The following is a 25,338-nucleotide window of genomic DNA, read 5'->3' as shown; positions in this document are numbered from 1 at the left end:
ATGAACTTCAAAAGAAACTTGATGACAATGCAGAGTTAGAAGAGTCAGCAAGATATACTGATGAAACACGTGATGCACTTCAACAAGAAATCAATGAAGCTTTACAACTCGTTGCTGATGGTCGTGATCCTGCTAAAACAGTTACCAAAGGTGATGTGATCAAAGCATCTGATGAATTAGACGCTGCAGATGCTGCATTAAAAACCAATGCACAACAAGAGTTTGAAGATTCATTAGCAACAGAAGCGGATTTAACTGCGCTTGAAACGAAGGCGAATGAACTTCAAAAGAAACTTGATGACAATGCAGAGTTAGAAGAGTCAGCAAGATATACTGATGAAACACGTGATGCACTTCAACAAGAAATTAATGAAGCTTTACAACTCGTTGCTGATGGTCGTGATCCATCAAAAAATGTAACTAAAGAAGAAGTTAAAAAAGCATCTGATGAATTAGACGCTGCAAATGCTGCATTAAAAACCAATGCACAACAAGAGTTTGAAGATTCATTAGCAACTGAAGCGGATTTAACTGCGCTTGAGACGAAGGCGAATGAACTTCAAAAGAAACTTGATGACAATGCAGAGTTGGAAGAATCAGCAAGATATACTGATGAAACACGTGATGCACTTCAACAAGAAATTAATGAAGCTTTACAACTCGTTGCTGATGGTCGTGATCCATCAAAAAATGTAACTAAAGGTGAAGTTCTAACCGCAATTGAAGAGCTTAATGCTGCAGAACAAGCTTTAGAAATTAATGGGTTACCACAAGAAATAGTACTTCCAGCGGATAACTCAGTTAATTTCATTCCTGAAGTAATTAACCCGACTACTAAATTACCTTCAGCAGAACAACAACTTGAAGATAAAACTGCATTTGCGGTAGCAAGTGTTGGCTTGGGTGCAGTGCTCGAAGCTAATGTTTTAACAGAAGTTCTTCAAAATTCATTAACAGTTGATGTTGCTGATGGGACAGTTCGCAACTTAACATTGAAATCACAATCAGGTGGAGTTTCGATCGTCTCGATGTACGATCTTAAAATTTATCAATTTGATGAAGAAACTGGTCAATACAAAGAGTACATGACTGAGAAACAATGGTTGAAAGCTTATTTACTGGCTGGTGTTTCTGAAGAATTGAACGTGAGCCTTCCAGAGGGTAAATATATTGTATTCTTAACACCTTCTGTTGGGGTAACAGTATTAAGTGGTTATACACTGAAGGTATTGAATGACATTATTCTAGATTATAATGAAGTTGTGTCAGTCGATGGTGAAGCAACTGGTAATGTAATCACTGATGCAGATGCTGTTGATGGTCAGGATGTACTGCCAACTGGCACGATTGTAGAGTCAGTTATGGCTGGTACTAATGCAGCAATTACGTTGAATAGTAATTCTGAAACTGCGATCGAAGGTAAATTTGGTACATTATTTATCAATCAAGACGGAAGCTATCGTTACGAGATTAATAAAGACTTTAAAGGTCCATTCGGGCAAGTAGATGAGTTTACCTATTACGTTAAAACAGAACTAGGTAATACAGCTTCTGCAAAGCTTAATATATCGATTGATAATAAAGTTGTTGAGGTAAAACAATCAGAAATTAACGACACTGTTATCATCAATCCACTTCCTGAGATTAAAGATATCACTGGTGAAGTACCTAAATTAACAAATGTTAAAGTGTTAGATGTAAGTTTGTTAGATCCAGTTATTAAAGCCGGTGCAGTTGATTTATCTTCATTCATGAATTTCAAAGTGAATGAAAATAATGTTCGTGAAATGACTTTCCAGGGCGATGGCGGTGGTGTAAGTTTAACTTCATACTCTTTATTTGTTTACAAATTCAATGCTGATACCAATGAATATGTCCAAGTTCACAGCATCAATAACTGGTACACAGTAATTTTAGGTGGTAAATCTAAGGAAGTTACTCTTAAATTTACAGAGGGTGATTATTATGCAGTGACTGTTCCAACAGGACTTAATGTGCTTGGTGGATCTGGTCTATATGTTAATAAAGACACACTTTATGATTATTCGACTGTTAAAACAGACAATGATTTTGTCGGTCAAACTTCAGGTCAGATTGAATTAGCTAATGGTTCAGAAATCATTATTGCTGGTAATACTCAGCTTGTTGAAGAATCAGAACTTCAAGGTGTGTATGGTAAATTAATTCTCAATAAGGATGGAACTTACCAATACTTCGTAAATAAACCTAGTGAAGGCACAAGCTTACCATATGGTGAAATCGAGACATTTACTTATGTCATTAAAGATCAGAATGGAAATAGTTCACTAGAAACGTTAACGATTAAAATTGATTTAGCTGTTGCGCAAGATGATTTTGAAGAATCTGAAATTGTAATGCAAAATAAATCAGAAACTATTGTGAATGATACAATTTTAGATATTGGTCTGGCTCAACGCACTATCGATGCTAAATTTGCAATAGCTGAAAACTCAGTCAGTACAGTTGCAATTTCTTTTGAAAGTACTCTATCTCTAACTTCATCACGAAGTATTAGTTACACAGTGAAAAATGCAGATGGCACAGTAGTTAAGACTGGTGAGTTAAATGCTGTTACTGGAAAAGTATTACAGTTAAATGATCTTCCCGCTGGTGTATATACTGTACAAGCTAATCTCGTTAATCCTGGACTTGCTTATTTCAAAGACTCTACAATCACGTTTAATACTACGTACTTGAATGAATTTACTCCAGTTGCTTTAGATCCAGTTATTGGAAACGTTTCCAATAATGATGAAGGTTTAAATTCTATTAGTTCTTATACTATTAATGGATTAACGACGTCGACTTATAGTGGTAATCCTAGTGTAACTGTCGAAGGTAAATTTGGTACTCTTGTTTTCAATAATGATGGTAGCTATACGTATTCACCATCTGGAAAAGGATTTGGTAAAGAAGAATTTAGCTATACTGTTTCGACAGTTGGTGGAACGACTTCAACAGCTACTTTAAGCTTTGATGTAAACAAATCATTTACAAGTTCGAAATTTAATGACGCATTCACTGGAAGTGATATCGCGGATAAATTAATCTTCAACTTACTTGATGAAGCCGATGCAACGGGTGGAAATGGTTTTGATACGTGGTCAGATTTCGAAGCAGGTGTCGATGTAATTGATGTATCTCAACTATTTGTTGATGCTAATACTTCAACTACATTCTCAACAGATTCGACTGATCAAGTTGCGGATATCTTAAGTAAATATATCACTGTTAAAGATTCTGTAATTTCAATCGATCGCGATGGTGAAGGTACACAATTTGAAGCTACTCAATTGTTGAATATTGGTCCTCAAAATGCAGATCTGACGTTGGAGCAGTTACTTCAAAACGGTCAAATCATTTATTAATTCTTTAAAAATACGCATACTACGGTATGCGTTTTATCAAAAAAGGCGAAATAATGTTTCGCCTTTTTTATGGCAATTTAATCTTTTAATTCAGGAGGGAAACCATCTTCAGTCAAAACTTCAGCGATTTTTTCAAAGCTATATGTTGTACGAATATCTGCAATTTTGTTGGCAACATCTACATTGACGCTTGCATTAGGATCAAGTGACAATACAGATGCAGTGACACCTTTAGCACAACCCGAACAACTAATATTTTCAATAAATAATTTCATAATAACCTCTTGCGTTAGTTAACATCTATCACTGTCACGATTGAATATGTTCAATTTTATTCAGAATACTGCAGTTTGAAGTCGAATCATTAGAGCACATCTGACTCGCAGCCTTTAATTTTAAAATCATTGATTGCATCGAATGAATTTGTTCTGTCAAAAAATGGATATGTTGATCTGTAATTTTTTTCACATCAGCACTTTTTCTGTCAGGATTTTTCCAAAGCTCAACTAAACTTTTGATTTGATCGATCGAAAAACCAAGATCTTTAGCATGTTTAATAAAACTTAAAGTCGAAAGGTCTTGCTCTGTGTAAACACGATAACCGCTAGCGTTTCTGATCGGAACAGAAATGAGATCGATTTTTTCGTAATATCGAATCATTTTAGCAGTTAAGCCTGAACGTCGTGCTAATTCGCCAATATTCATGATCTTTCCTTTGTTTTAAGCTGCTAATTTAATTTCAAAGTTTTGAGTCTTAAGGCATTCGCTAATACAAATACCGAAGAAAGTGCCATTGCGATTGCGGCTAAAACAGGTGAGAGCAGGATACCAGTCAAGGGATAAAGTACGCCTGCAGCAATCGGAATCAGACAAATATTGTATAGAAAAGCCCAGAACAGATTTTGATGAATATTTCTAATGGTCATTTCGCTTAATTTGATGGCTTTAGATAAGTTATTCAAATTTGATGACATTAAAATAAGGTCAGCCGTTTCAATGGCGACATCTGTACCTGAACCTATCGCAATACCGACTTGAGCTTGCGCAAGTGCTGGAGCATCATTAATCCCATCACCAACAAAAGCAACATTTCCATATCGGGTTTGAAGGGTCTCAACAATGTTTAACTTTTGATGTGGTTTGACCTGTGCATAAACTGCATTGATATTAAGTTGATTCGCCACATATTGCGCTGCATTTTGATGATCGCCAGTAATCAAAGCAATGTGCTTGTCGTTCTTTTTAAGTTGAGTCATAACCTCGTAGGTTTCAGGTCTTAATTGATCCGTGATTAAAATAATTGATGCAAGCTCACCATCGATCGAGACCGCGATGGGTGTTTGAGCTTCATCTAGTAATCTTTGATGGTGGGAGAGTGCATGAGAGATCTTAGCGTTTTCTCGAGTAATAAATTCTACAGATCCAATTTTAATATCCTGATCATCCAATTGTGCTTGAATGCCGAATCCTGAAATACTCTTAAATTCTGAAATTTCGATCATCTTTACATGATGATCGGATGCATATTGAACAATCGCTTTAGCAATTGGGTGCTCGGAATGATATTCAACGGATGCAACAGTTTGTAGAACCTGTTGATGTGTAAATGGTGCGAAAATCTCGATATGACTAATCGCAGGTTGCCCTATTGTTAATGTTCCAGTTTTATCAAATGCAAATGTTGAAATTTCTCGAAGTTTTTGAAGTGAAGTCGCATTTTTAAATAAAATTCCGTGTTCAGCAGCACGTCCCGTCGCAACCATTATCGACATCGGGGTTGCAAGTCCCATCGCACAAGGGCATGCAATAATCAAAACAGAAACGGCATTAATCAACGCATAGCTGAGATTAGGTTCAGGTCCAATCACTAGCCACGCGATGAAAGTAATCATCGAAATCAAGAGGATAACTGGAACAAACCATAAGGTGACTTTATCGACTAAAGATTGTATGGGGAGCTTTTGTGTCTGAGCATTTTCAACCAACTGAATAATTGAAGATAAAATGCTACTTTCAGAAGAATGTTTGGTTTCAATGACAAGAAATCCATTTTGATTGAGGGTTCCACCAACGACTTCTGAACCCATCAATTTGTGGATTGGAAAAGATTCACCACTGATCATTGATTCATCCACAAAACCCTCACCTGAAATAACCACGCCATCTACAGGAATTTTTTCACCAGGCCGAACTTCAACCTGCATACCGATTGTAATTTTATCAATCGATATATCTTTAGTCTGGAGGTCAGATACTCTAACTCGCGCTGTTTTAGGTTGTAAGCCAATCAGATGTTGAATTGCTGCAGAAGTTCGACCTTTAGCTCGTGCTTCTAGATATTTGCCTAACAAAATAAATGTAATAATGAGTGTTGCAGGCTCGTAATAGACATGTACTGACTGTTGTGGCAATAAACTTGGAAAGAACGTAGCAACAATAGAATATAAATAGGCAGCTCCTGATCCTAAACTCACCAAAGAATTCATGTCAGGATGTAAATTTATCAGTGACTTGATACCTTGTGTGAAAAAATGCCGTCCAGGTATAAAAATAACTAAAGTCGCAAGAATAAATTGGAATAACCAGCTCTGATTCTGACTGATGTAAGTACCTATAAAATGATGAAATGAAGGCAAGAGGTGCGAGCCCATTTCAATGATAAATATAGGTAAACTGAGTACAAGTGCGATAATAAAATGCTTGAGAATTTTTTTTGATTCAAGTTCGCGATTTGGAAGTGCTGTGATCGTTTGCTGTTCAAGTACAGCTTCAAACCCTGATCTTTCAATACGCTCAATAACTTGATCAACAGGAACTGGATAAAGTAGATCAATGCTTGCTATCTCAGTTGCCAAACTTACTTGTGCTGCTAATACACCTGGTATTTTTAGTAAAGAACGTTCAACTCGGCTCACACATGCAGCACAAGTCATGCCTAAAATTTTTAATTTTATTGTTGCACATTTTTTAATTTTAAAACCTGTTTTATTTACGGCTTGAATGATTTGTTGATCTGTTACGTCTGTTGTTAACTCAATTTGAGCTATTTCAGTGGCGAGGTTCACACTGGCATCTTGAATACCATCGACTTTTTTTAATGAGTTTTCAACTCGGCTTACACAAGCAGCACAGGTCATTCCTTCAATTTTGATTTGAATAGATTTAGTTGAAGTAGATGACATACTTAACTCCATATGCTGATTGAAATAAGGTCACGATCATTCTAAACCTTCCCATTGTGGTAAGGTCAATAAGATTTGTTTCTTGTTTCATCATTACTGATTGGAATCCAAATTAGGCGTACGTTCTTTCCTCACTTAAATTAAAAACAATATTCCAAAAATCCATTTAAATTGAATAAATTTTCTTAAATAAAAAATCATCAAAACAAATCAGAATAAAAAATAACCAACAAAAAGAATTATCGATATGATCTAAAGCATTCAATTTAATTGATTAACAATCTTCAAAATTTCAGATATTTATAAAAAATGGGTAATGATATGAATGATAAATTAAGTTTTGGTTTATTCGCGATTTTATTGAGTACCATGGCATTAAGTTCTAATGCGCACAGCGCAGATTATAAATGGAAGATAAGAGGTGCGATTAGCAATATTGATCCCACATCTTCTCCAGGTAGTATTTTTAATCAAACAGCACCCGTCACAATAGATGATGCTTGGGGAGTCACTGGCACGATCTCTTATTTTTATACACCAAATATTGCATTTGATGTATTAGTCGGTTTGCCACCACAGCATAAAATTAATGTTGCTGGTAATGAAGTCGCAAAAACAAAACATTTACCTCCAATTTTTAGTGTGCAATATCACTTCTTACCCAATGAAAAGTTACAACCTTATGTGGGTCTGGGCTTAAATTACACCTATTTTTTTAATGACCGATTATATAGTGGTGATAAGTTCGATCTCTCAGATTCTTTTGGTTGGGCTGGTCAAATAGGCGTAGATTACCAATTTAACCCTCAATGGAGTGTTGGTGCTGATATCCGATATGCGGATATCAAAACTGATGTAAAAGTAAATGGAGAAAAGGTAGGAAGTGTGGACGTAGATCCAACGGTGTATAGTTTAAATATCGGATATAGATTCTAAATATTAGGGTTTAAAAAAAGGAGTCAATGATAAGACTCCTTTTTTATAAATATCAACAACAACCTTCAATTAGTCATTGATGATCCCAGTAACACCAGTCACGATCATATCAATGGCAATCGTACCGATAAGCAATGCAGCAACACGACCCACGATATCTACATATAAGTCGATATAATTAGAATATTTATGCTGTAAATTATCATGCAAATATTTCATTAATATCAAAAGACTACAGGTTAAGAATAAGGTCATAAAGATGACTGTGATCGTCTGCCATAAACTTAATTGAATGCCAGTGATTACAGATGCAGAGATTGTTCCTGGACCGATCATAAAAGGCATGGCGATCGTACCAGCCAAATGGTTTGGTGCTCCACGCATGACCCCAATCGTATCAGCACCTTCAAATACATAACGATAACCGATCACCAAGAAAATGATTCCACCAAAAATTTGGAAAGATTCAAATCGTGCATGAAGTACATCATTAAAAAAAGCTTCACCTGTTTTAGCAAAAATGACAAAAACCACAAAGCTAATCAAACTACCTTGGATCAGCGCCATATTAAAAACTTTTGCATCTGAATTTCGAATAATCCCAAGCATATAAATGCTCATTAAAAAGGGATTAAGCAACGAAAAAAATAGAGCAAAGGCGTTTAGACTTTCTGACATGGTCATTTTCCTTGTTTAGATGAGCTACTACTAACTAAATGTCACGATCAGGAAATTGTGGACGTTTACCTGGACTGATACGGTTAATATGAAGGTACATCATATGACGTTCATATTTGTCCAAAATGTCGTTAATCACTTGTTCTTTGTTGTAACCGACCAAATCATTACCTTGCGAACCTTCAAACAAGTAACTTTCTAAACGATAGTAATAACGCTTTGTTCGTTTAGCACGGGTACTAAAGTTAGGGGTGTCATAACGAACGGGCCAAATCTCATATACGAAATTTTCTTCTTCATTCAAGTGAATAATGAGGTCCAAATGATAAAGCTCAGCATTATCTTCAAGACGCTTTGTATTCACATCGACTTTGACACCTTTGGATAAAAGTTCCTGTGCCACGGCATTCATTGCAGGTTTACACACGTCATCTAACATTTTTAATGTTTGTTCATGGCTTGGATGCAGCATTACGCGACTGAGTCGCTTTTTCCAATTGAGAATATCCACATTGCCCACGACTGGCGCGGCATTTAAGCTAGTACTGGCTTGTCTGAAATCTTCCAATCTCAAAGATTTATACAAACCCGCCATCACAAAGAATATGACAAAGCTAAAAGGCAGACCCATGATGATGGTTGTGTTCTGTAAGGCAGTAATACCATTTGCCATCAGCATCGCCAAGGTGAGTAAACCAATGGCTATAGCCCAAAATACGCTGAGCCATCTTGGAGAGTCATGCTCGATATTGGTGAATTTTGTCGTGAAATTACCCAAAACAAGAGCGCCTGAGTCTGCAGAAGTAACGTAAAATAATAATCCTGTAATTGTTGCTATACCTGCTAAGAAGGTAAAACCAGGATATTGTGCAAGTAGGTCATAGAAACCATGCGCTGGATTTTCTAAAACGGTTGTTGCAAGTTGTGCATTACCATCAAAAATTACATTGTGAAGTGCACTATTTCCAAAGATGGATAACCAAGTCAGTGTAAATAGTAGAGGAATAATCAACGTACCAAATACAAACTCACGAATGGTACGACCACGAGAAATACGTGCTAAAAACAGACCAACAAATGGCGACCATGCAATCCACCAAGCCCAAAAGAAAAGCGTCCAACTGTTCATCCATTCTTTAGGTTGTTCGAATGGAAAACTCATTAAACTCAATTTCGGAAATTGACTGAGGTAATCACCTAAATTTTGGATTAAGCCTGCGAGTAAGAATTCTGTATTACCAATCAAAAGAATAAAGAGGAGTAACCCAATCGAGACATAGATATTGATTTCAGAAAGTACGCGAATCCCTTTATTCACACCTGCCGTTACTGAAATTACAGTAATGACCACCGCGATACCGATCAAGCCAGCTTGAATCCACAAATTTTCAGGTAGATCGAAAAGAACATGAAGGCCATAATTGAGTTGTACGACACCAATACCGCAGGTAGTCGCGATACCAAAAATCGTACCTAAGACGGCTGCTGTATCTACAGTGTGACCTATAGGGCCGTTAATTTTTTTTCCAAAAATAGGGTAGAGAGCTGAACGGATCGTAAGGGGAAGGTTATAACGATAACTGAAGTAACCTAAGGCTACACCAACCAATGCATACATGCTCCAACCAGTTAAACCATAATGAAACAAGGTCCATACCATAGACTGACGTGCTGCTTCAAAGGTTTGTCCTTCGCCCACAGGTGGGTTCATGTAATGCGATAAAGGTTCAGCCACGGAAAAGAACATGAGATCAATACCAATACCCGCAGAAAAGAGCATTGCAGACCAACTTAGTAAACTAAATTCAGGCTTAGAGTGTTTAGGTCCTAATTTAATTTCGCCATATCGAGAGCATGCGATAAATACAATAAAGACAAAATAGAGTGTCGCAGCCAACAGGTAATACCAACTAAAGGTTCTGCTTACCCAATTGAGGGTTTGTGTAATGACGTTATTAGCAGCTTCATTAAACAAAATTGTGGTGATCGAAAACAAAAGTATCAATGATGCTGATACATAGAACACGACCTTATTCAAACTATCCTGCGTTTGATCATTTTTGTTATGCATAAATCAGTGACCATTCAATGAGTAATGAAATGATCTACAGCGCAGTTCGATTTATATCCTGATAGAAGCTTGCTTGATCCACAATTACAAACTTTTGCAAATACAAAACAAACTGAGCTGTACATCATGGAAGTAATAGCACTATAATTTTTATTGATTGAACGTTCAATTAAAAAAACGTTTACTAATGTTACAGCGTTATTATTGATAAACGCTGATTATAATCTCCTGTAGGTTTAGGTCATCTTATGCCAAAAGTTGGTATGCAACCCATTCGTCGTCAACAATTGATTGATGCTACTCTCTCCACTGTAAATGAGCTCGGTTTTGCTGATGCATCCATTCAACAGATTGCGCAAAGAGCAGGTGTCTCCACGGGTATTATTAGTCATTATTTTGGTGGCAAGAATGGATTGATTGAGGCAACCATGCGCTATTTACTACAGCAACTTGGAGAAAGTGTAAGGGATCTAAAATCAGAGGTTGGACATTCTCCAGAAGATCGTTTAATGGCGATTGTTAAAGCGAATTTTGCAACTCCTCAGACCAATCAAGCCGCGATGAAAGTATGGCTCGCGTTTTGGGCTATTAGTTTGCATCAACCAGATCTACACCGATTACAGCAAGTGAATCACTGTCGTCTACATTCAAATTTAAAACATGAGTTTTTAAAACATTTAAGCCCCCTAAAAGCTGAGCAAGCAGCCCAAGGGTTGGCTGCATTAATTGATGGGTTCTGGTTAAGGGGCGCATTAACAAGAAGTGAGATTGATACCGATCTTTCTATCCGTCTTTGCCATGCCTTTATCCAGCAGCAACTTACACAATAATTTTTAATATTTACTATATCTGAGGCTAATCGTATGAATAAATTCCCGTTACAACGTCCTTATATTCATGGACAATTCGTCGATGCTCAATCAGGTCAAACTTTTGATTCGATTAATCCAGCCACGGGTCAAGTTCTTGCGACCATTCAAGCATGTTCTCAACAGGATGTGGATCAAGCCATTCTATCTGCCCAACAAGGACAGAAAGTTTGGGCTGAAATGACTTATATGCAGCGTTCAAGAATTTTAAATAAAGCTGTAGCTATTTTACGTGAAAGAAATGATGAACTTGCCACCATTGAGTCCTTAGATAGTGGTAAAGCATATAGTGAAACATCGACTGTAGATATTGTGACAGGGGCTGATGTACTCGAATACTACGCTGGAATTTTACCTGTACTCGAGGGTCAACAGATTCCTTTAAGAACAGATTCATTTGTCTATACACGCCGTGAACCTTTGGGAATTGTAGCTGGTATAGGAGCATGGAATTATCCAATTCAAATTGCCTTATGGAAGTCAGCACCTGCTTTGGCGGCAGGGAATGCAATGATTTTCAAACCCAGCGAGATTACCCCATTAACAGCCTTTAAATTGGCAGAAATTTATACCGAAGCTGGAGTGCCAGATGGGGTATTCAATGTTGTAACAGGGGGCGGTGATATTGGTGCCTATTTAAGCCAGCATGTAGATATTGCGAAAATTTCATTTACTGGTGGTGTGAGCACTGGAAAAAAAGTGATGGCTCAAGCTGCTGAATCGAGTCTTAAAGAAGTCACGATGGAGTTGGGTGGGAAGTCACCATTAATTATTTGTGAAGATGCTGATTTAGACTTAGCTGCAGATATTGCAATGATGGCAAATTTCTATAGTTCTGGACAGGTATGTACGAATGGGACACGAGTGTTTATTCCAGAATCATTAAAACTAAAATTTGAAGAAAAGCTATTAGAACGTATTCCTTATATCCGCTTAGGTAATCCGCTCGATCCAGAAACAAATTTTGGACCAGTATCTAGCTTTGCGCATATGAATAAAATTTTGGCATTCATCGATTCTGCTAAAAGCGAGGGAGCACGTTTAGTGTGTGGTGGTTCTAGAGCAACAGATGATCATTTAAAAAATGGTGCTTTTGTACTGCCTACAATCTTCAGTGATTGTCGAGATGAGATGACCGTTGTTCAAGAGGAAATCTTCGGTCCTGTGATGAGTATTTTGACATATACATCAGAAGAAGAAGTGATTCGTCGCGCTAATAATACTTCTTATGGATTAGCTGCTGGCGTGGTTACCCCTGATATTGTCAAAGCACATCGAATCATCCACCAAATTGAAGCAGGTATATGTTGGATCAATACGTGGGGTGAATCGCCAGCTGAAATGCCAGTCGGTGGCTATAAGCATTCTGGTGTAGGAAGAGAGAATGGTTTAACGACTTTACAACACTACACGCAAATCAAATCGGTACAAGTGGAATTAAGTCCATTTCAATCTGTATTTAAAGCCTAAGGAGAACACTATGACATATGATTACATTATCATAGGTGCAGGTTCTGCTGGGAATGTACTTGCAGCGAGACTCACCGAAGATCCAGATATTAAAGTTCTGCTCCTTGAAGCGGGTGGCCCTGACTACCGTTTAGATTTTAGAACTCAAATGCCTGCTGCTTTGGCTTATCCTTTACAAGGTCGACGTTATAATTGGGCATATTTGACCGATCCAGAACCACATATGAATAACCGCCGTATGGAATGTGGACGTGGTAAAGGTTTAGGTGGTTCATCATTAATTAACGGTATGTGTTATATCCGTGGGAATGCCATGGATTTAGAGCAATGGTCTCAAATGAAAGGACTCAGTCATTGGCGCTATGCTGAATGTTTACCTTACTATAAAAAAGCAGAGTCTAGAGATATTGGTGCAAATGAATATCACGGTGATCAAGGCCCAGTAAGTGTTGCTACGCCAAAGTCAGACAATAATGAGTTATTTCATGCAATGGTTGAAGCGGGTGTGCAAGCTGGATATCCACGTACGGATGATTTAAATGGATACCAACAAGAAGGCTTTGGTCCAATGGATCGTACGGTGACACCTCAAGGCAGACGTTCCAGTACCGCTCGTGGCTATTTAGATATGGCTAAAGGTCGTCAGAATTTAACGATTATTACGCATGCCACAACCAATCGAATCTTATTTGAAAAAAAACAAGCTATCGGTGTTGAATACATTCTTGGTCAAGATGCAACTAATTTACACAAGGTCTATGCTGAGCGAGAAGTATTGCTGTGCGCAGGTGCTATTGCATCGCCTCAAATTTTACAGCGCTCTGGGGTAGGAGCTAAGTCATTATTAGAGTCACTGGATGTAAAGGTTGTGCAAGATTTACCGGGAGTGGGTGAAAATCTGCAAGATCATTTAGAAATGTATCTTCAATACCAATGTAAGAAGCCCGTCAGTCTTTACCCTGCATTAAAATGGTATAATCAACCTAAAATTGGCGCTGAATGGCTGTTTTTGGGTAAAGGAATTGGTGCAAGCAATCAGTTTGAAGCAGGTGGATTCATCCGCTCTAGTGATGAGTTTGAGTGGCCGAATCTCCAGTATCACTTTTTACCAATTGCAATTAACTACAATGGTACCAATGCAATCAATGAACATGGTTTTCAAGCACATGTTGGATCTATGCGATCGCCGTCAAGAGGAAGAATTCGCTTAACCTCGAAAAATCCTTTTGATCATCCGAGCATTTTATTTAACTACATGAGCACTGAACAAGATTGGCGCGAATTCCGTGATGCAGTGAGAATTACACGAGAAATTATGCATCAGCCTGCATTAGATCAGTATCGAGGTAGAGAAATTAGCCCAGGTTCAGCATTAAAAACAGATCAGCAAATTGATGAATTTGTAAAAAATCATGCAGAAACAGCGTATCATCCTTCGTGTAGCTGTAAAATGGGTGAAGATGATTTAGCTGTTGTAGATGGTTACGGTCGTGTCCATGAAATAGATGGGTTGCGAGTGGTCGATGCCTCTATCATGCCGCTGATTATTACTGGTAATCTCAATGCAACGACGATCATGATGGCCGAGAAGATTGCTGATCACATTCGTAATCGACCTGCTTTAACCCCTTCAGATGCACCATTTTATCGTGCAGAAACTTCACCCTTATTTTCTTAATTATAAATTTTATGATGATTAAAACGACTCAAGCAGTGCTGTTGAGCACTGCTAGCTTTATTATTTTACCCAGTTATGCAAATTCTACGAATCAAGAAACAAATTCACCAATTCAATTTGATGGATATGTCACATTAACCTCCAAATACATTTCACGTGGTTTAACAAATGCACCAGAAAATGATGACCTCGCAATTCAAACAGGTCTAAACCTTAGTTATAACAACTTCTATGTCGGGTATTGGGGGTCTACATTAGGCTACTCTTATGCTGAACTTCAAGGTGATAAGCGCCGTAAAACTGATAAATTAGAGCACGACTTTATTGTCGGCTATAGTTTTGATACTGGTAGGACAAATTGGAATATTTGGAATGCCACTTATTTCTATCCGAACACGTCAAATACAACTTCCAATGAAATGTGGGTAACTGCCACACACCAATTCAATGATAAAAACTCTTTATCAACCAGTTTATCTGCATATACATATGATGTCGTGTATGCAAACCAAGGGGATACTTATCTAAACGTAATATATACCCATCAACTCAATGATAAATTATCTGCTATAGCAAGTGCTGCAGCGAGCTATTTTAATGATAATGGGAAATATGAAGGTCTAGAGCTCGGTGATACAAAACGAGAATTTGCTTATCGCTTCTCATCTATCGGGCTAGATTATGCCTTGACACCAGAACTCGGATTGAGTGGACAATATATTTTTGGTGGTAAGAACCGCTATAACGAAAATCAGAAAAATTTAGGTGTAGTGGCTTTCACCTATAGTTTCTAATTTAAGAAAATCTTCAAATGCTTAGGCTTAAATTTTGAATACCAAAATAGCCTAAGCAAAAGTGTAATTTTTAAATTAGACTCATCAATAAATAAAATATCGACATATCAAACATTATTAGTAAAAAATTTATCAACTTAGTGTTTAACTTAATGAGTGATAGAAGTAAAGCATTGACCAAAAATAGGTCATGAATATGACGAGGAGAGTAAAATTTTACGCAATTTTTTCACAAGAATTTATTTAGAAATAGTTCTTGTGAAAAAAGTTCACTAAGATTTTTTGATGATACATAGATGACTATGCTGAAGTATTAACTGATTTCAGCCAAATTCATAAATCAACTAGATATCCTATAATTTATAATTCATGAAGGACAATGGATTGAAAAAATAGAACTATAAATGTTCATTTTAACCATAAGATTAGAGTTTTATTCTATCCAAGATAAAAAGGGCTTTTGATTGTCATCTTCAGCGATAAACAAAAAATCTAATCTCATTTATTAAGTTTTAATATTTTGAAGAATTTTTTTCTCATCCTTAACGGCGCTATCGGAAAAATAGCAAAGATTTATGAAGAATAGTTTTAATTATTTTTATTTTATTGCTGTCATCAATATTACAATATACCTTAGACAAATATCTCCCTAAAATCATTGAACTTATTTCGTTTTTTGAGCCAGTATTAAGAATGCTTTTAACCTGAGTGAGCTGGCTTATCTATGAGTAAAATCTCTAATTTAGATATCAAATTGTACTAAAATTAGTACGAGTCACTCAAAGAAAGCAAAAAAATTAAAATTTCAGCATTAAAATTCAGAGCTTTAAATGCTAAAGCTCTGAATTTAATAAGTTAACGTGTAATTTTCCACGTTTGATATGAATTATTGCTTTGACATCCAATCATTTGTAGGCGTGCCATACTATTTGCACCATCAGCGGCATCAAGGCATAGACCTGTTTTTAAGTTGATATATTGGCTTGTGTGGCGACTATACATCCATCGTTGACTACTATCATTATTGCACGGCGCAACTTTAACAAAATTATCTTTATCATCGCCCATCAAACACGCATCCCGATGAGTTAAGTATAAGCGATGTGAGTGATCCGTACTCAGACGTTGATTACCGTTGTTGGGATCGCATGAATACAATCCCATTTGTTGACCACCACTCAAGCTATCTGCACAAAAACCTCGTGCACCATTTCTCAAAATGAAAGGTTTTTGCTGGGTGTAATTGGCATTATTCACAGTAGAAATGCAAGTAGAATCATCCGTGCAATGCGCTGATGCCACTTGTACACAATTTCCATAAGTTTTAGTCGTTTGTGATTTAGACTTAATTGAAGAGTTTGCTACTGCAGAATAGGTGGCAGAAACAGATGTATGAACATCATTACAACTGTTATAGCCATAAATACCGTTGGGTTGTTGGTGCTGTCTGAAATTTTCGGTAAATGTAGCTAAACTATCAAAACCACCCCAGGTCTGAGGCACATTGATTTTTGCAATTTCAAGTTGTTTACCAGTACTCATGTCTTTAACAAAAGCTGAGACTGTACTGTCATTATTTTTCACAATCTTAAAATTATATTTCGTGCCTTCTTTCCATTCATAAGGTAAGTCACATTGAACGCCATCACCTTCATGATCAAATTGTCTGCAATACGCAGGGTATCCTGATTTCCAAGATGTCGCTTTCCAGATTGAGAAATTTAAATATTTCTGATCATTGCTTCGTTGTTGCAATCCAACATAGCCACCATCACCATGCTTGATTGAAAATTGATTGGCCCAAAATGTATTACCATCATTTCCTGGCTCATTGGTAATGATGATTTGATTTTCGAGTGTTGCAAAGCCATTAGCAGGAATATTGTTCCAATGGTAGTCAGTCGAAACCATTCCGCCTGCAACCACCGCATACGTATTCGAAACTCCAAGTAACAGAGAAGTACTTAAAGTGGTACGAATAATAAGATTGATTGAATTCATTGTTATATACTCATATGATTATAAAAATTAAGACATAGATTCTTTAGTTTTACTTATGATTCTACAGTGATGAATACAATTTAGAATCACTATAAATAAATTTTATTAAATTTTAACTAAACATTAAACATGTTGAAATGTTATAACATAACAATTATGATTTAGTTACATCAAAAATCAAGATCATTCATTGATTGCAATAAGCGATCAAATGATGTGGTTGAACATTAAAACGAGTAACTCACCATGAATATTGATTCTTCACAACCGTATAAATTACCTGTCACTGTTCTGTCTGGATTTCTTGGTGCAGGAAAAACCACACTTTTAAATCATATTTTAAATAATAGAGAAGGAAAACGTGTCGCAGTAATTGTGAACGATATGTCAGAAGTCAATATTGATGCTACTTTAGTCAGAGAAGGTGGGGCGGAATTATCACGAACTGAAGAAAAACTCGTTGAAATGAGTAATGGATGTATTTGCTGTACTTTGAGAGAAGATTTATTAGTAGAAGTAAGACGATTAGCGGAAGAGAAAAAATTTGATCAACTCGTCATTGAATCTACCGGAATATCAGAACCTCTACCTGTAGCCGAAACATTTACGTTTGAAGATGAAGACGGCGTATCTCTAAATGAGTACGCTCGTTTAGATACCATGGTGACCGTAGTCGATGCATTCAATTTTTTACGTGATTATCGTTCATATGATCTTCTTCATGATCGTGGCGAATCACTTGGAGAATTTGACCAACGTACTGTTGTGGATTTACTGATAGATCAAATCGAATTTTGTGATGTTATTATTCTAAACAAAACTGATTTAATCGATGAGCATCAGAAGTCCCAGCTTTATGCGATTCTCAAAAAGCTTAACCCTAGAGCAAAAATTGAGTCATCTACATTTGGTCAGGTTGAACTCGATAAAATACTCAACACACAGCTTTTTAATTTTGATGAAGCCTCACAAGCACCTGGTTGGTTAAAAGAGTTGAGAGGAGAGCATAAGCCTGAAACTGAAGAATATGGAATCGAAAGTTTCGTATATAGAGCAAGAAGACCCTTTCACCCACAACGTTTTTACAATTTTATCCATTCAGAATGGAAAGGTGTTATACGCTCAAAAGGATTTTTTTGGCTTGCTGCGGAACCAACAATGGCTATGTCTTGGTCACAAGCTGGAGGTATGGCTCGGCATGGTCAAGCAGGATATTGGTGGGCTTCGGTACCACAAGAGGAATGGCCACAAGATACGCAATCTATTCAGGCAATTGAATCGAGTTGGCATTCAGAAACGGGTGATGCCAGACAGGAAATTGTTTTAATTGGTCAAGAGATGGATAAAGAGCAATTAATCCAAAATTTTGATCAATGTTTACTTACTGATTCGGAGATGAGTTTAGGACCAATCGTTTGGTGTAATTTCTTTAACCCATTTGAAACTGAAAAAGAACTACTCGCCTAAATTGTGCAAGTGATTCCTTAACAAATTAAAAGTAATCTGAGTTCTCCTGCATTTTCTTTTGGAGCACGGTGAACACAAGGAAGTACTTTCTGATCAGGATGATCTACAGCCAAACGCCAGAGATGACCAACTCCTAAACTTAAAGGTGTTGCACTATTTTTAGGTTGATAGTGAAGATCCATATAGGTCTCTTCAAGAAAATCGTCAAACTCATGGTCTTCGCCATCAAACAAGGATTTAATTTTTTGACGGATTTCTGGGATAAGAATTTTTTGTTCGACCTGATCATTGGAAATAATATCGCTAGCCGCCCCGTAATAGGTACACAAATATGTATCCGTTGCTAATGGCGATCGATCTACATGAAAAGAATATACATCAGTGCTGATAAAATCCAATTCTTCATCACGCTGATACTCTTTGATTAAGTTTAAAGACGGCGATGCACCCAATTCGGTGAGCAACATTATATCATTGAGGATAATGTCTCTCGCTTTGCTTGCAGAGTCTGAAAGTTTGAGTTGCTCTAATTGTTCGATGGTAATTTCAGTAATATCTTCTATGAGTGTAAGTTTTTCAACGATTTCTTCGAAATTGAAGTCTAAATGCCTATACCAACATAAAGCATTGACAGGGTCTTCAAAAGCTTCATTCGCTAATGCTTGGAAAGTATTCACCAATTTGGCTTGAGGATATGAGTGAATGAGTTCAAGCATATGATCTAAAACTTTTTAAAAACATATTATAACTTCTAGCTCTAGACTTGATAAGACTGGATTTAGATAATCGATCGTTGTCCTATGTAGTAGGAGAGTGGGGCTTCCACCCATAACTACACGCTGTCAACAATAACGATAGATACTCATTAAGGCTATTCTACAATTGGGTGTAAAAAGCTAAACATAGCTTAAGTTTTTTGTTGGCTACAATTTCTGTTTAGCTTTTTGACGGAGAACATACAAATATAAGCTTTCTACTTTTTCACGTGCCCATGGTGTAGTCCGTAGAAATCGTAAAGATGATTTAACACTTGGGTCGATGCAAAAACAACGAATTTCAATTTTACGACTTAATCCTTCAAAGCCTCCGTAGTAATCCAATAACTCATCTAAAATGTCAGCGAGTTTTTTGCGATGTAAAGGATCATTGGAGCTGTTCATAATAGATCAACTGAATTGTGTAAGATGAGCATTATAACCTGAGCTAGACAAAAATTGAGAACGTTGCTGTATAAACTCAATGGTCCATCAAAAATGACAGGTTGTGTTTTGGTTTTAAATTTTTTTTCCTAATTTGAATTCTAATCATTCGTTGTTTTATGCCATGTAACAAGACAATAGCTAGTATTGGTGCGCTGTTAAAGATATCCTATTTAACATAATTTGAAATTATGCGACTTCAGATTGACTTAACCATAATTTTTTATTTTAATATTGAACTATAAAAAAAAGTTTTCATATAAGAAAATAAACTTTTTTCTGTGAGTAGTATCATGAGTGAAAATTCATTTACAGCAATTCGACAAGTTAAAGAATTATATAGTGATTTCCAAGTAAATCAGCATTTAAAAGCAGGTTGGAAATTACTTGCAGTAACAGCTTTAACACATAGGCATGATCGTGGACACGAAGAAGCCCAAACAATATACGTTTTAGGTAGTGAAGAAGAGCCATCCGAAGAAGAAGTGAAATTTGATTTTGGTGATGACAACCCAATTATTCCAACAGAACATCCATTAAATCCTTAATCATGTTAACTTAATAAAGAGTCCACGTCATCTAATGGTTGACTCTAGTCTTAAATTTGAAAATAAAAGGGCAGTTAATCTTCCTTACCCAAAACTTCTTCTCGGCATTTTATAACTTCTTCTGCTTTTAGATTCTTCAAGTGATATTTAATCAGAGCATGTAGTACATCTGATTCTTTCATCTAAAGTTTTTTCTTAATGACGAATTTCATCGAAGATTCTTTAATGCCGAATTCTTAGCCATCACAAATTATATAAACCCATGTTCAGGGTTATTGTTCTAGATATCTTATTTAACATAATATACATTATGCGAAATTGTGGCGAATCAATCTCTGGTCAATCGACAAATCAATATTTCATGTGTATACATATGCTTAGTCAATTTTAAAGAAAATCGATTATGGATAATCAAAAAAGAATTCATGCTTTCACGGATAATATATTAGGTACAAGTGATGCGATTGAGCTCTCAAACAGAATTCAATCTAAAGACATCTCAATTGATGAAGTTTTAAGAGCTACGATTGAACGCGCAAAATTCGTAAATCCTCTGCTAAATGCAATTGAATTCGAAAACTTCGAACAAATACTTAAATCGCCTACTTTTAAACCTAATCAGATTTTTTCTGCAATCCCTACATTTATTAAGGATAATTTGGATCTTATTGGTTTTCCTACGCAACAAGGATCAACATCGTTCAAATCCAAGGAAAAGATCAAAAATTCTAAAATTACTCAACAAATGTTAGATACAGGCTTAATTGCACTGGGTAAATCCAAAATGCCTGAATTTGGCTTAAATGCTTCAACAGAATTTAAGTCTGGGGATTACACACGCAATCCTTGGCATACTGATTATTCGTGTGGAGCTTCTTCAGGTGGAGCTGCGGCACTCGTTGCATCAGGCGTAGTACCAATTGCACATGCAAATGATGGTGGTGGTTCGATACGAATTCCTGCAGCAAATTGCGGTTTAGTCGGTTTAAAGCCGACACGTGGTCGTTGGTATCCAAATGAAGGTTCGCAGTATTTACCAATTGACCTTGTTTCAGATGGTGTTTTAACACGTTCTGTGCGTGATACCGCGTTTTTCTTTGCTGAAATGGAAAAACAATATAAGCCAAAAAAATTACCCGAAATTGGCTTAATCCAGCATCCATCCAGCAAACCTTTACGGATTGGTCTTGTTTATGATTCATTACAAACCAATACTGATGCTGAGACCCGTCAAACTGTTGAGTCTACTGCTCAACTACTCAGGAATTTAGGTCATCATATTGAAGAGTTTTCACTTCCTATTCCAGATTGGTTTGTAGATGATTTCAGCCACTATTGGGGTTTTTTATCATTTATGATTCAACAGTTTGGAAAACCGCTACTTGGCAAAGATTTTAACGTCAATGAGTTAGATCATCTAACAGTTGGACTTGCAAATTTGTACAAGAAAAATTTCTATAAAACCCCTTTATTTCTGTACCGTTTAAAGAAGATCCAGCGCATCTATCAACAAATCTTCCAGCAATATGATGTCATCCTTTCGCCAGTTTTAGCGCATGTTTCGCCTCAAATTGGTTATCTTTCACCTCAACTCGAATTTGATGTTTTATTTGAGCGTTTAAGAAATTATGTGGCATTCACACCTATTCAAAATATCGCAGGTGCTCCAGCGATATCATTGCCGATGGGTATGACCAAACTAGATTCAAGACCGATAGGTATTCAGCTTTCTGCTGATTTGGGACAAGAACGTTTACTGATAGATCTCGCTTATCAGCTTGAACAGATACAACCTTTTAAAAAAATATACGATTAAATTCATGCGCTAAGGATCATTAATCAAATTCTTGATGATCCTTATCAACAATACTCAGTGCTTGTTTATCACTTTTTATGCATAATATATATATAAATGTGATTTAGAGATTTGTATGGATTTAACGAAGCATTCTGTGGAACGAATCATCCCAGCTTGGAAATGGTTAAAAAAATACAATACTCAAGATTTTAAATCTGATCTTCTTGCATCTGTGATCGTGCTTGCAATGCTTGTACCACAAGGCATGGCATATGCCATGATTGCAGGCTTACCTCCAATTATGGGGTTATATGCCAGTATTATCCCTATGATTGCTTATGCATTGATTGGAGGGAGTACTACCCTTTCAATTGGTCCAGTTGCATTAATCTCTATGATGACTTTTGCCACGCTACAGCCATTATATGAAGTCGGTTCACCAGTCTATATTCAAGCTGCCTATTTGCTAGCAGTAATGGTTGGCATAATTTCGTTTTTATTGGGATTATTCAGATTTGGTTTTTTGATTCGTCTCATTAGCCATCCTGTGATTAAGAGTTTTATCATTGCTTCAGCCGTCTTAATTGCATTAGGTCAAATAAAATTTATTCTTAATATTCCATTGCAATCCAGTAATTTAATCGAATTTTTTACGAGTTTGGCTCAATACATTTCTTTATATGATTTGGTCAGCTTATCTTTGGGTTTAGCTTCAATTTTAGCGCTCATTTATTTACCACAATTACTTAAAATTCCAGCATTTTCAAATCATCAAAAAATGATGCAATTTATACAAAAAGCATTACCGTTATGCTTAGTGCTATTTTCTATCTTACTGGTTCAGTCCTTTGATTTAACTGCTTATGGAATTAAAACAGTAGGTGAAATCCCAAGTGGATTACCCCCTATTCAAATGCCGTACTGGACTTGGGACATGGTAAAAATATTGCTTCCTGGCGCAGTAATGATCGCTATGGTGAGTTTCGTTGAATCTATTTCGATCGCGCAAGCTACGGCTTTTCAATCACGTAGCAATTTGAACAGTAATCAAGAGCTTGTTGCGCTCGGTGTTGCAAATTTTGGCGCTGGAATCAGTGGCGCATTTCCTGTCACTGGTAGCTTATCACGTACAGTGGTCAATGCTGATGCTGGTGCTAAAACACCTATGGCTGGGGTTTTATCCTCTCTACTTATTATTGTGGTCAGTCTATATTTTACAAGCCTATTTGAATATTTACCTTTAGGAGTATTGGCTGCAACAATCATTGTGTCGATATGGAAACTTGTTGAGATTAAACCTTTTATAGAGGCTTGGAAATATTCTAAAGCAGATGGTTTAGCAATGACACTCACATTTTTAGGAGTGCTGTGTGTAGATATTACGACAGGCTTAATGGTGGGTATTATTTCAACATTTGTGTTGCTGTTATGGAGAATTAGCCGTCCACATATTGCAGTGATTGGTCTCGTTGAAGGCACGCAGCATTTTAGAAATATTTCAAGACACCAGGTTATTACCAGTAAAAGGCTCGTTTCGGTGAGAATTGATGAAAATTTGAGTTTTCTCAATGCAAACACCCTGAAGGAATTTATTATTTCAGAAGTTAGCCAACATGATGAGCTTCAACATGTTGTCATTAACTGTTCCAGTATCAGTAATATTGACTACTCAGCTTTAGAGACTCTTGAGGAAATGAATTCTGAGTTATCTAAACTCAATATTCAACTACACTTAAGCGAAGTCAAAGGTCCTGTTATGGATCGCTTAAATTCAACCAACTGGATACAACATCTGACAGGTAAAATATACCTCACTCATTTCCAAGCAGTATATGAATTAGACCCGCATTTCAGTGAAAATAAATCATCTTTTGCATAAGAATTTGATATTCTTAAGTAAGAATTATCAAAAAAAATCCAGTGATTTGATTCACTTAATTTTTATTATGAATAAGTTTTATATTTAAAATCATTTTTAAGTATAGAATACCCGACTTATTTATCCGATTTTAAGCCAGACTCGGCATTATTAGGTTCAGTTATGTTCACTGCTCTAGCACGTTTGAGTTTAGTCACCAAAATCCTTATCGCCATTATTCTGGGCGTTTTGGTGGCTATATTTTTCCCTCAAGTTGCACCACAATTAAGCTTGCTGGGTGATTTATTTATTAAAGCCCTTAAATCTGTTGCACCAATCCTTGTTTTTGTTTTGGTCCTTTCTTCGATTGCAAACTTTAAAGTTGGTGATAGCAGCAGTGCGAAAATCAAACCCATTATGATGATGTATGCCGTAGGTATGTTTTTATCTGCGTTAACTGCTGTCGTTGTGAGTAATTTATTTCCAAGCACTCTTTTCCTAGATGTCGCTGCGCAAGCTGATTTACAGCCACCTGGCAGCTTGACTGAAATTCTTAAAAATTTATTACTCAGTTTTGTTGCGAATCCTATCGTTGCATTAAGTGAAGCAAACTTTATTGGGATTTTAGGTTGGGCTGTTGCACTGGGAATAGCATTCCGCCATGCCACAGACACCACAAAACAGTGTCTGACGGATGCTGCGAATGCCGTGAATCACGTGATTCGTCTTGTCATCAGTTTTGCACCTTTCGGTATTTTTGGACTTGTTGCGGTTACTTTTGCAGATGCAGGTCTTAAAACCTTAGCAAGTTATGCACAATTATTATCTGTTCTATTAGGGACTATGTTCTTTGTTGCACTTGTAATTAATCCAATTATGGTGGCATTTGTTACGCGTTCAAATCCTTATCCATTGGTTATTCAATGTCTACGTGAAAGTGGGATCACCGCATTTTTCACCCGTAGTTCAGCAGCAAATATTCCTGTGAACTTGGATCTTGCCAAGCGTTTGGGTGTGAATGAATCGACAGCGAGTGTAGCAATCCCGTTGGGTGCTGCAATTAATATGGCGGGCGCATCAGTAACGATTACCGTATTAACATTAGCAGCGGTGAATACACTTGGTATTTCCGTTGACTTTACTACAATGCTTGTTCTTTCTGTTGTGGCTACTGTTTCTGCCTGCGGGGCTTCGGGTGTAGCGGGTGGTTCACTGTTATTGATTCCTGTCGCTTGTGGCTTATTCAATATTTCACCAGATGTGGCTATGCAAGTTGTAGCCATCGGTATGGTGATCAGTGTTCTACAAGATTCAACTGAAACAGCACTCAACTCATCTACAGATGTATTGTTTACTGCTGCGGTTGATCGCGCTCCTTCAAAATAATATATTCATGGCAT

At 36.8% G+C, this 25,338-nt stretch carries 19 protein-coding genes; 11 read left to right on the top strand and 8 right to left on the bottom strand.

Annotation, left to right across the window (positions count from 1 at the left end):
- On the top strand, nucleotides 1–3,389 hold a 3,389-nt coding region (locus AC1M84_RS06320), incomplete at its 5' end, for a BapA/Bap/LapF family large adhesin (RefSeq protein ID WP_481594656.1).
- A gap of 77 nt (nucleotides 3,390–3,466) precedes the next feature.
- Here AC1M84_RS06320 and AC1M84_RS06315 read toward each other — a convergent pair.
- Genes AC1M84_RS06315 through AC1M84_RS06305 form a run of 3 tightly spaced genes read right to left on the bottom strand, consistent with a single transcriptional unit; the run spans nucleotide 3,467 to nucleotide 6,583 of the window.
- Nucleotides 3,467–3,664: a heavy-metal-associated domain-containing protein gene (locus tag AC1M84_RS06315; RefSeq protein ID WP_035268662.1), complete on the bottom strand. Its 198-nt coding sequence runs from the start codon at nucleotides 3,662–3,664 to the stop codon at nucleotides 3,467–3,469.
- Nucleotides 3,665–3,698: 34 nt separating this feature from the next.
- Nucleotides 3,699–4,094: a MerR family transcriptional regulator gene (locus AC1M84_RS06310; RefSeq protein ID WP_481594655.1), complete on the bottom strand. Its 396-nt coding sequence runs from the start codon at nucleotides 4,092–4,094 to the stop codon at nucleotides 3,699–3,701.
- A gap of 23 nt (nucleotides 4,095–4,117) precedes the next feature.
- On the bottom strand, nucleotides 4,118–6,583 hold the full coding sequence (locus tag AC1M84_RS06305; RefSeq protein WP_481594654.1) for a heavy metal translocating P-type ATPase: 2,466 nt from the start codon (nucleotides 6,581–6,583) through the stop codon (nucleotides 4,118–4,120).
- A 309-nt stretch (nucleotides 6,584–6,892) separates the two neighbouring features.
- Here AC1M84_RS06305 and AC1M84_RS06300 point away from each other — a divergent pair, with 309 nt between their 5' ends.
- On the top strand, nucleotides 6,893–7,507 hold the full coding sequence (locus AC1M84_RS06300) for an OmpW/AlkL family protein (RefSeq protein ID WP_481588106.1): 615 nt from the start codon (nucleotides 6,893–6,895) through the stop codon (nucleotides 7,505–7,507).
- 69 nt (nucleotides 7,508–7,576) lie between these two features.
- On the opposite strand, the gene AC1M84_RS06295 is transcribed toward AC1M84_RS06300, so the two are convergent.
- Together AC1M84_RS06295 and AC1M84_RS06290 are read right to left on the bottom strand one after the other, a co-directional pair.
- Nucleotides 7,577–8,185 (bottom strand): MarC family protein, encoded by a 609-nt coding sequence (locus tag AC1M84_RS06295; protein WP_481594653.1) that lies wholly within the window; start codon nucleotides 8,183–8,185, stop codon nucleotides 7,577–7,579.
- Between the two features lie 34 nt (nucleotides 8,186–8,219).
- On the bottom strand, nucleotides 8,220–10,256 hold the full coding sequence (locus AC1M84_RS06290; RefSeq protein ID WP_481594652.1) for a choline transporter: 2,037 nt from the start codon (nucleotides 10,254–10,256) through the stop codon (nucleotides 8,220–8,222).
- Nucleotides 10,257–10,504: 248 nt separating this feature from the next.
- Between AC1M84_RS06290 and betI the strand changes: the two genes are divergently transcribed.
- Genes betI through AC1M84_RS06270 form a run of 4 tightly spaced genes read left to right on the top strand, consistent with a single transcriptional unit; the run spans nucleotide 10,505 to nucleotide 15,067 of the window.
- Nucleotides 10,505–11,086, top strand: a complete 582-nt coding sequence (gene betI, locus AC1M84_RS06285) for a transcriptional regulator BetI (RefSeq protein WP_481594651.1) — start codon at nucleotides 10,505–10,507, stop codon at nucleotides 11,084–11,086.
- Between the two features lie 33 nt (nucleotides 11,087–11,119).
- Nucleotides 11,120–12,595: a betaine-aldehyde dehydrogenase gene (gene betB / locus AC1M84_RS06280; protein ID WP_481594650.1), complete on the top strand. Its 1,476-nt coding sequence runs from the start codon at nucleotides 11,120–11,122 to the stop codon at nucleotides 12,593–12,595.
- 10 nt (nucleotides 12,596–12,605) lie between these two features.
- A complete protein-coding gene (gene betA / locus AC1M84_RS06275; protein ID WP_481594649.1) occupies nucleotides 12,606–14,273 on the top strand; it encodes a choline dehydrogenase in 1,668 nt (555 codons plus the stop codon).
- A gap of 14 nt (nucleotides 14,274–14,287) precedes the next feature.
- A complete protein-coding gene (locus tag AC1M84_RS06270) occupies nucleotides 14,288–15,067 on the top strand; it encodes a TorF family putative porin (protein ID WP_481594660.1) in 780 nt (259 codons plus the stop codon).
- Between the two features lie 855 nt (nucleotides 15,068–15,922).
- Here AC1M84_RS06270 and AC1M84_RS06265 read toward each other — a convergent pair.
- The gene (locus AC1M84_RS06265) at nucleotides 15,923–17,068 is read right to left on the bottom strand and encodes an RICIN domain-containing protein (protein WP_481594648.1); all 1,146 of its coding nucleotides are present in this window, start codon (nucleotides 17,066–17,068) and stop codon (nucleotides 15,923–15,925) included.
- Nucleotides 17,069–17,314: 246 nt separating this feature from the next.
- On the opposite strand from AC1M84_RS06265, the gene zigA reads away from it, so the two are divergent.
- Entirely contained in the window at nucleotides 17,315–18,535 is a 1,221-nt protein-coding gene (gene zigA / locus AC1M84_RS06260; protein ID WP_481594647.1) for a zinc metallochaperone GTPase ZigA, read from the top strand.
- A gap of 17 nt (nucleotides 18,536–18,552) precedes the next feature.
- Here the strand turns inward: zigA and AC1M84_RS06255 are convergent, their stop codons facing one another.
- Both AC1M84_RS06255 and AC1M84_RS06250 read right to left on the bottom strand, forming a co-directional pair.
- Nucleotides 18,553–19,251 (bottom strand): DUF1826 domain-containing protein, encoded by a 699-nt coding sequence (locus tag AC1M84_RS06255; RefSeq protein ID WP_481588111.1) that lies wholly within the window; start codon nucleotides 19,249–19,251, stop codon nucleotides 18,553–18,555.
- Between the two features lie 207 nt (nucleotides 19,252–19,458).
- On the bottom strand, nucleotides 19,459–19,695 hold the full coding sequence (locus AC1M84_RS06250) for a VF530 family protein (RefSeq protein ID WP_481588112.1): 237 nt from the start codon (nucleotides 19,693–19,695) through the stop codon (nucleotides 19,459–19,461).
- A 332-nt stretch (nucleotides 19,696–20,027) separates the two neighbouring features.
- On the opposite strand from AC1M84_RS06250, the gene AC1M84_RS06245 reads away from it, so the two are divergent.
- From AC1M84_RS06245 to sstT, 4 genes are all read left to right on the top strand, one after another.
- Nucleotides 20,028–20,282 carry a hypothetical protein gene (locus AC1M84_RS06245; RefSeq protein ID WP_481588113.1) on the top strand — a complete coding sequence of 85 codons (255 nt, stop codon included), beginning with the start codon at nucleotides 20,028–20,030 and terminating at the stop codon, nucleotides 20,280–20,282.
- A 403-nt stretch (nucleotides 20,283–20,685) separates the two neighbouring features.
- Entirely contained in the window at nucleotides 20,686–22,098 is a 1,413-nt protein-coding gene (locus tag AC1M84_RS06240) for an amidase (protein ID WP_481594646.1), read from the top strand.
- Between the two features lie 115 nt (nucleotides 22,099–22,213).
- Nucleotides 22,214–23,959: a SulP family inorganic anion transporter gene (locus tag AC1M84_RS06235; protein WP_481594645.1), complete on the top strand. Its 1,746-nt coding sequence runs from the start codon at nucleotides 22,214–22,216 to the stop codon at nucleotides 23,957–23,959.
- Between the two features lie 162 nt (nucleotides 23,960–24,121).
- Nucleotides 24,122–25,324, top strand: coding sequence for a serine/threonine transporter SstT (gene sstT, locus AC1M84_RS06230; RefSeq protein ID WP_481592583.1), 1,203 nt, complete (start codon nucleotides 24,122–24,124; stop codon nucleotides 25,322–25,324).
- The last annotated feature ends 14 nt before the right edge of the window (nucleotides 25,325–25,338 follow it).

The organism is Acinetobacter sp. 24-47-66 (assembly GCF_056779755.1).
The sequence above is the reverse complement of the archived record's forward strand: the minus strand, read 5'-3'. Positions and strand labels throughout refer to the sequence as shown.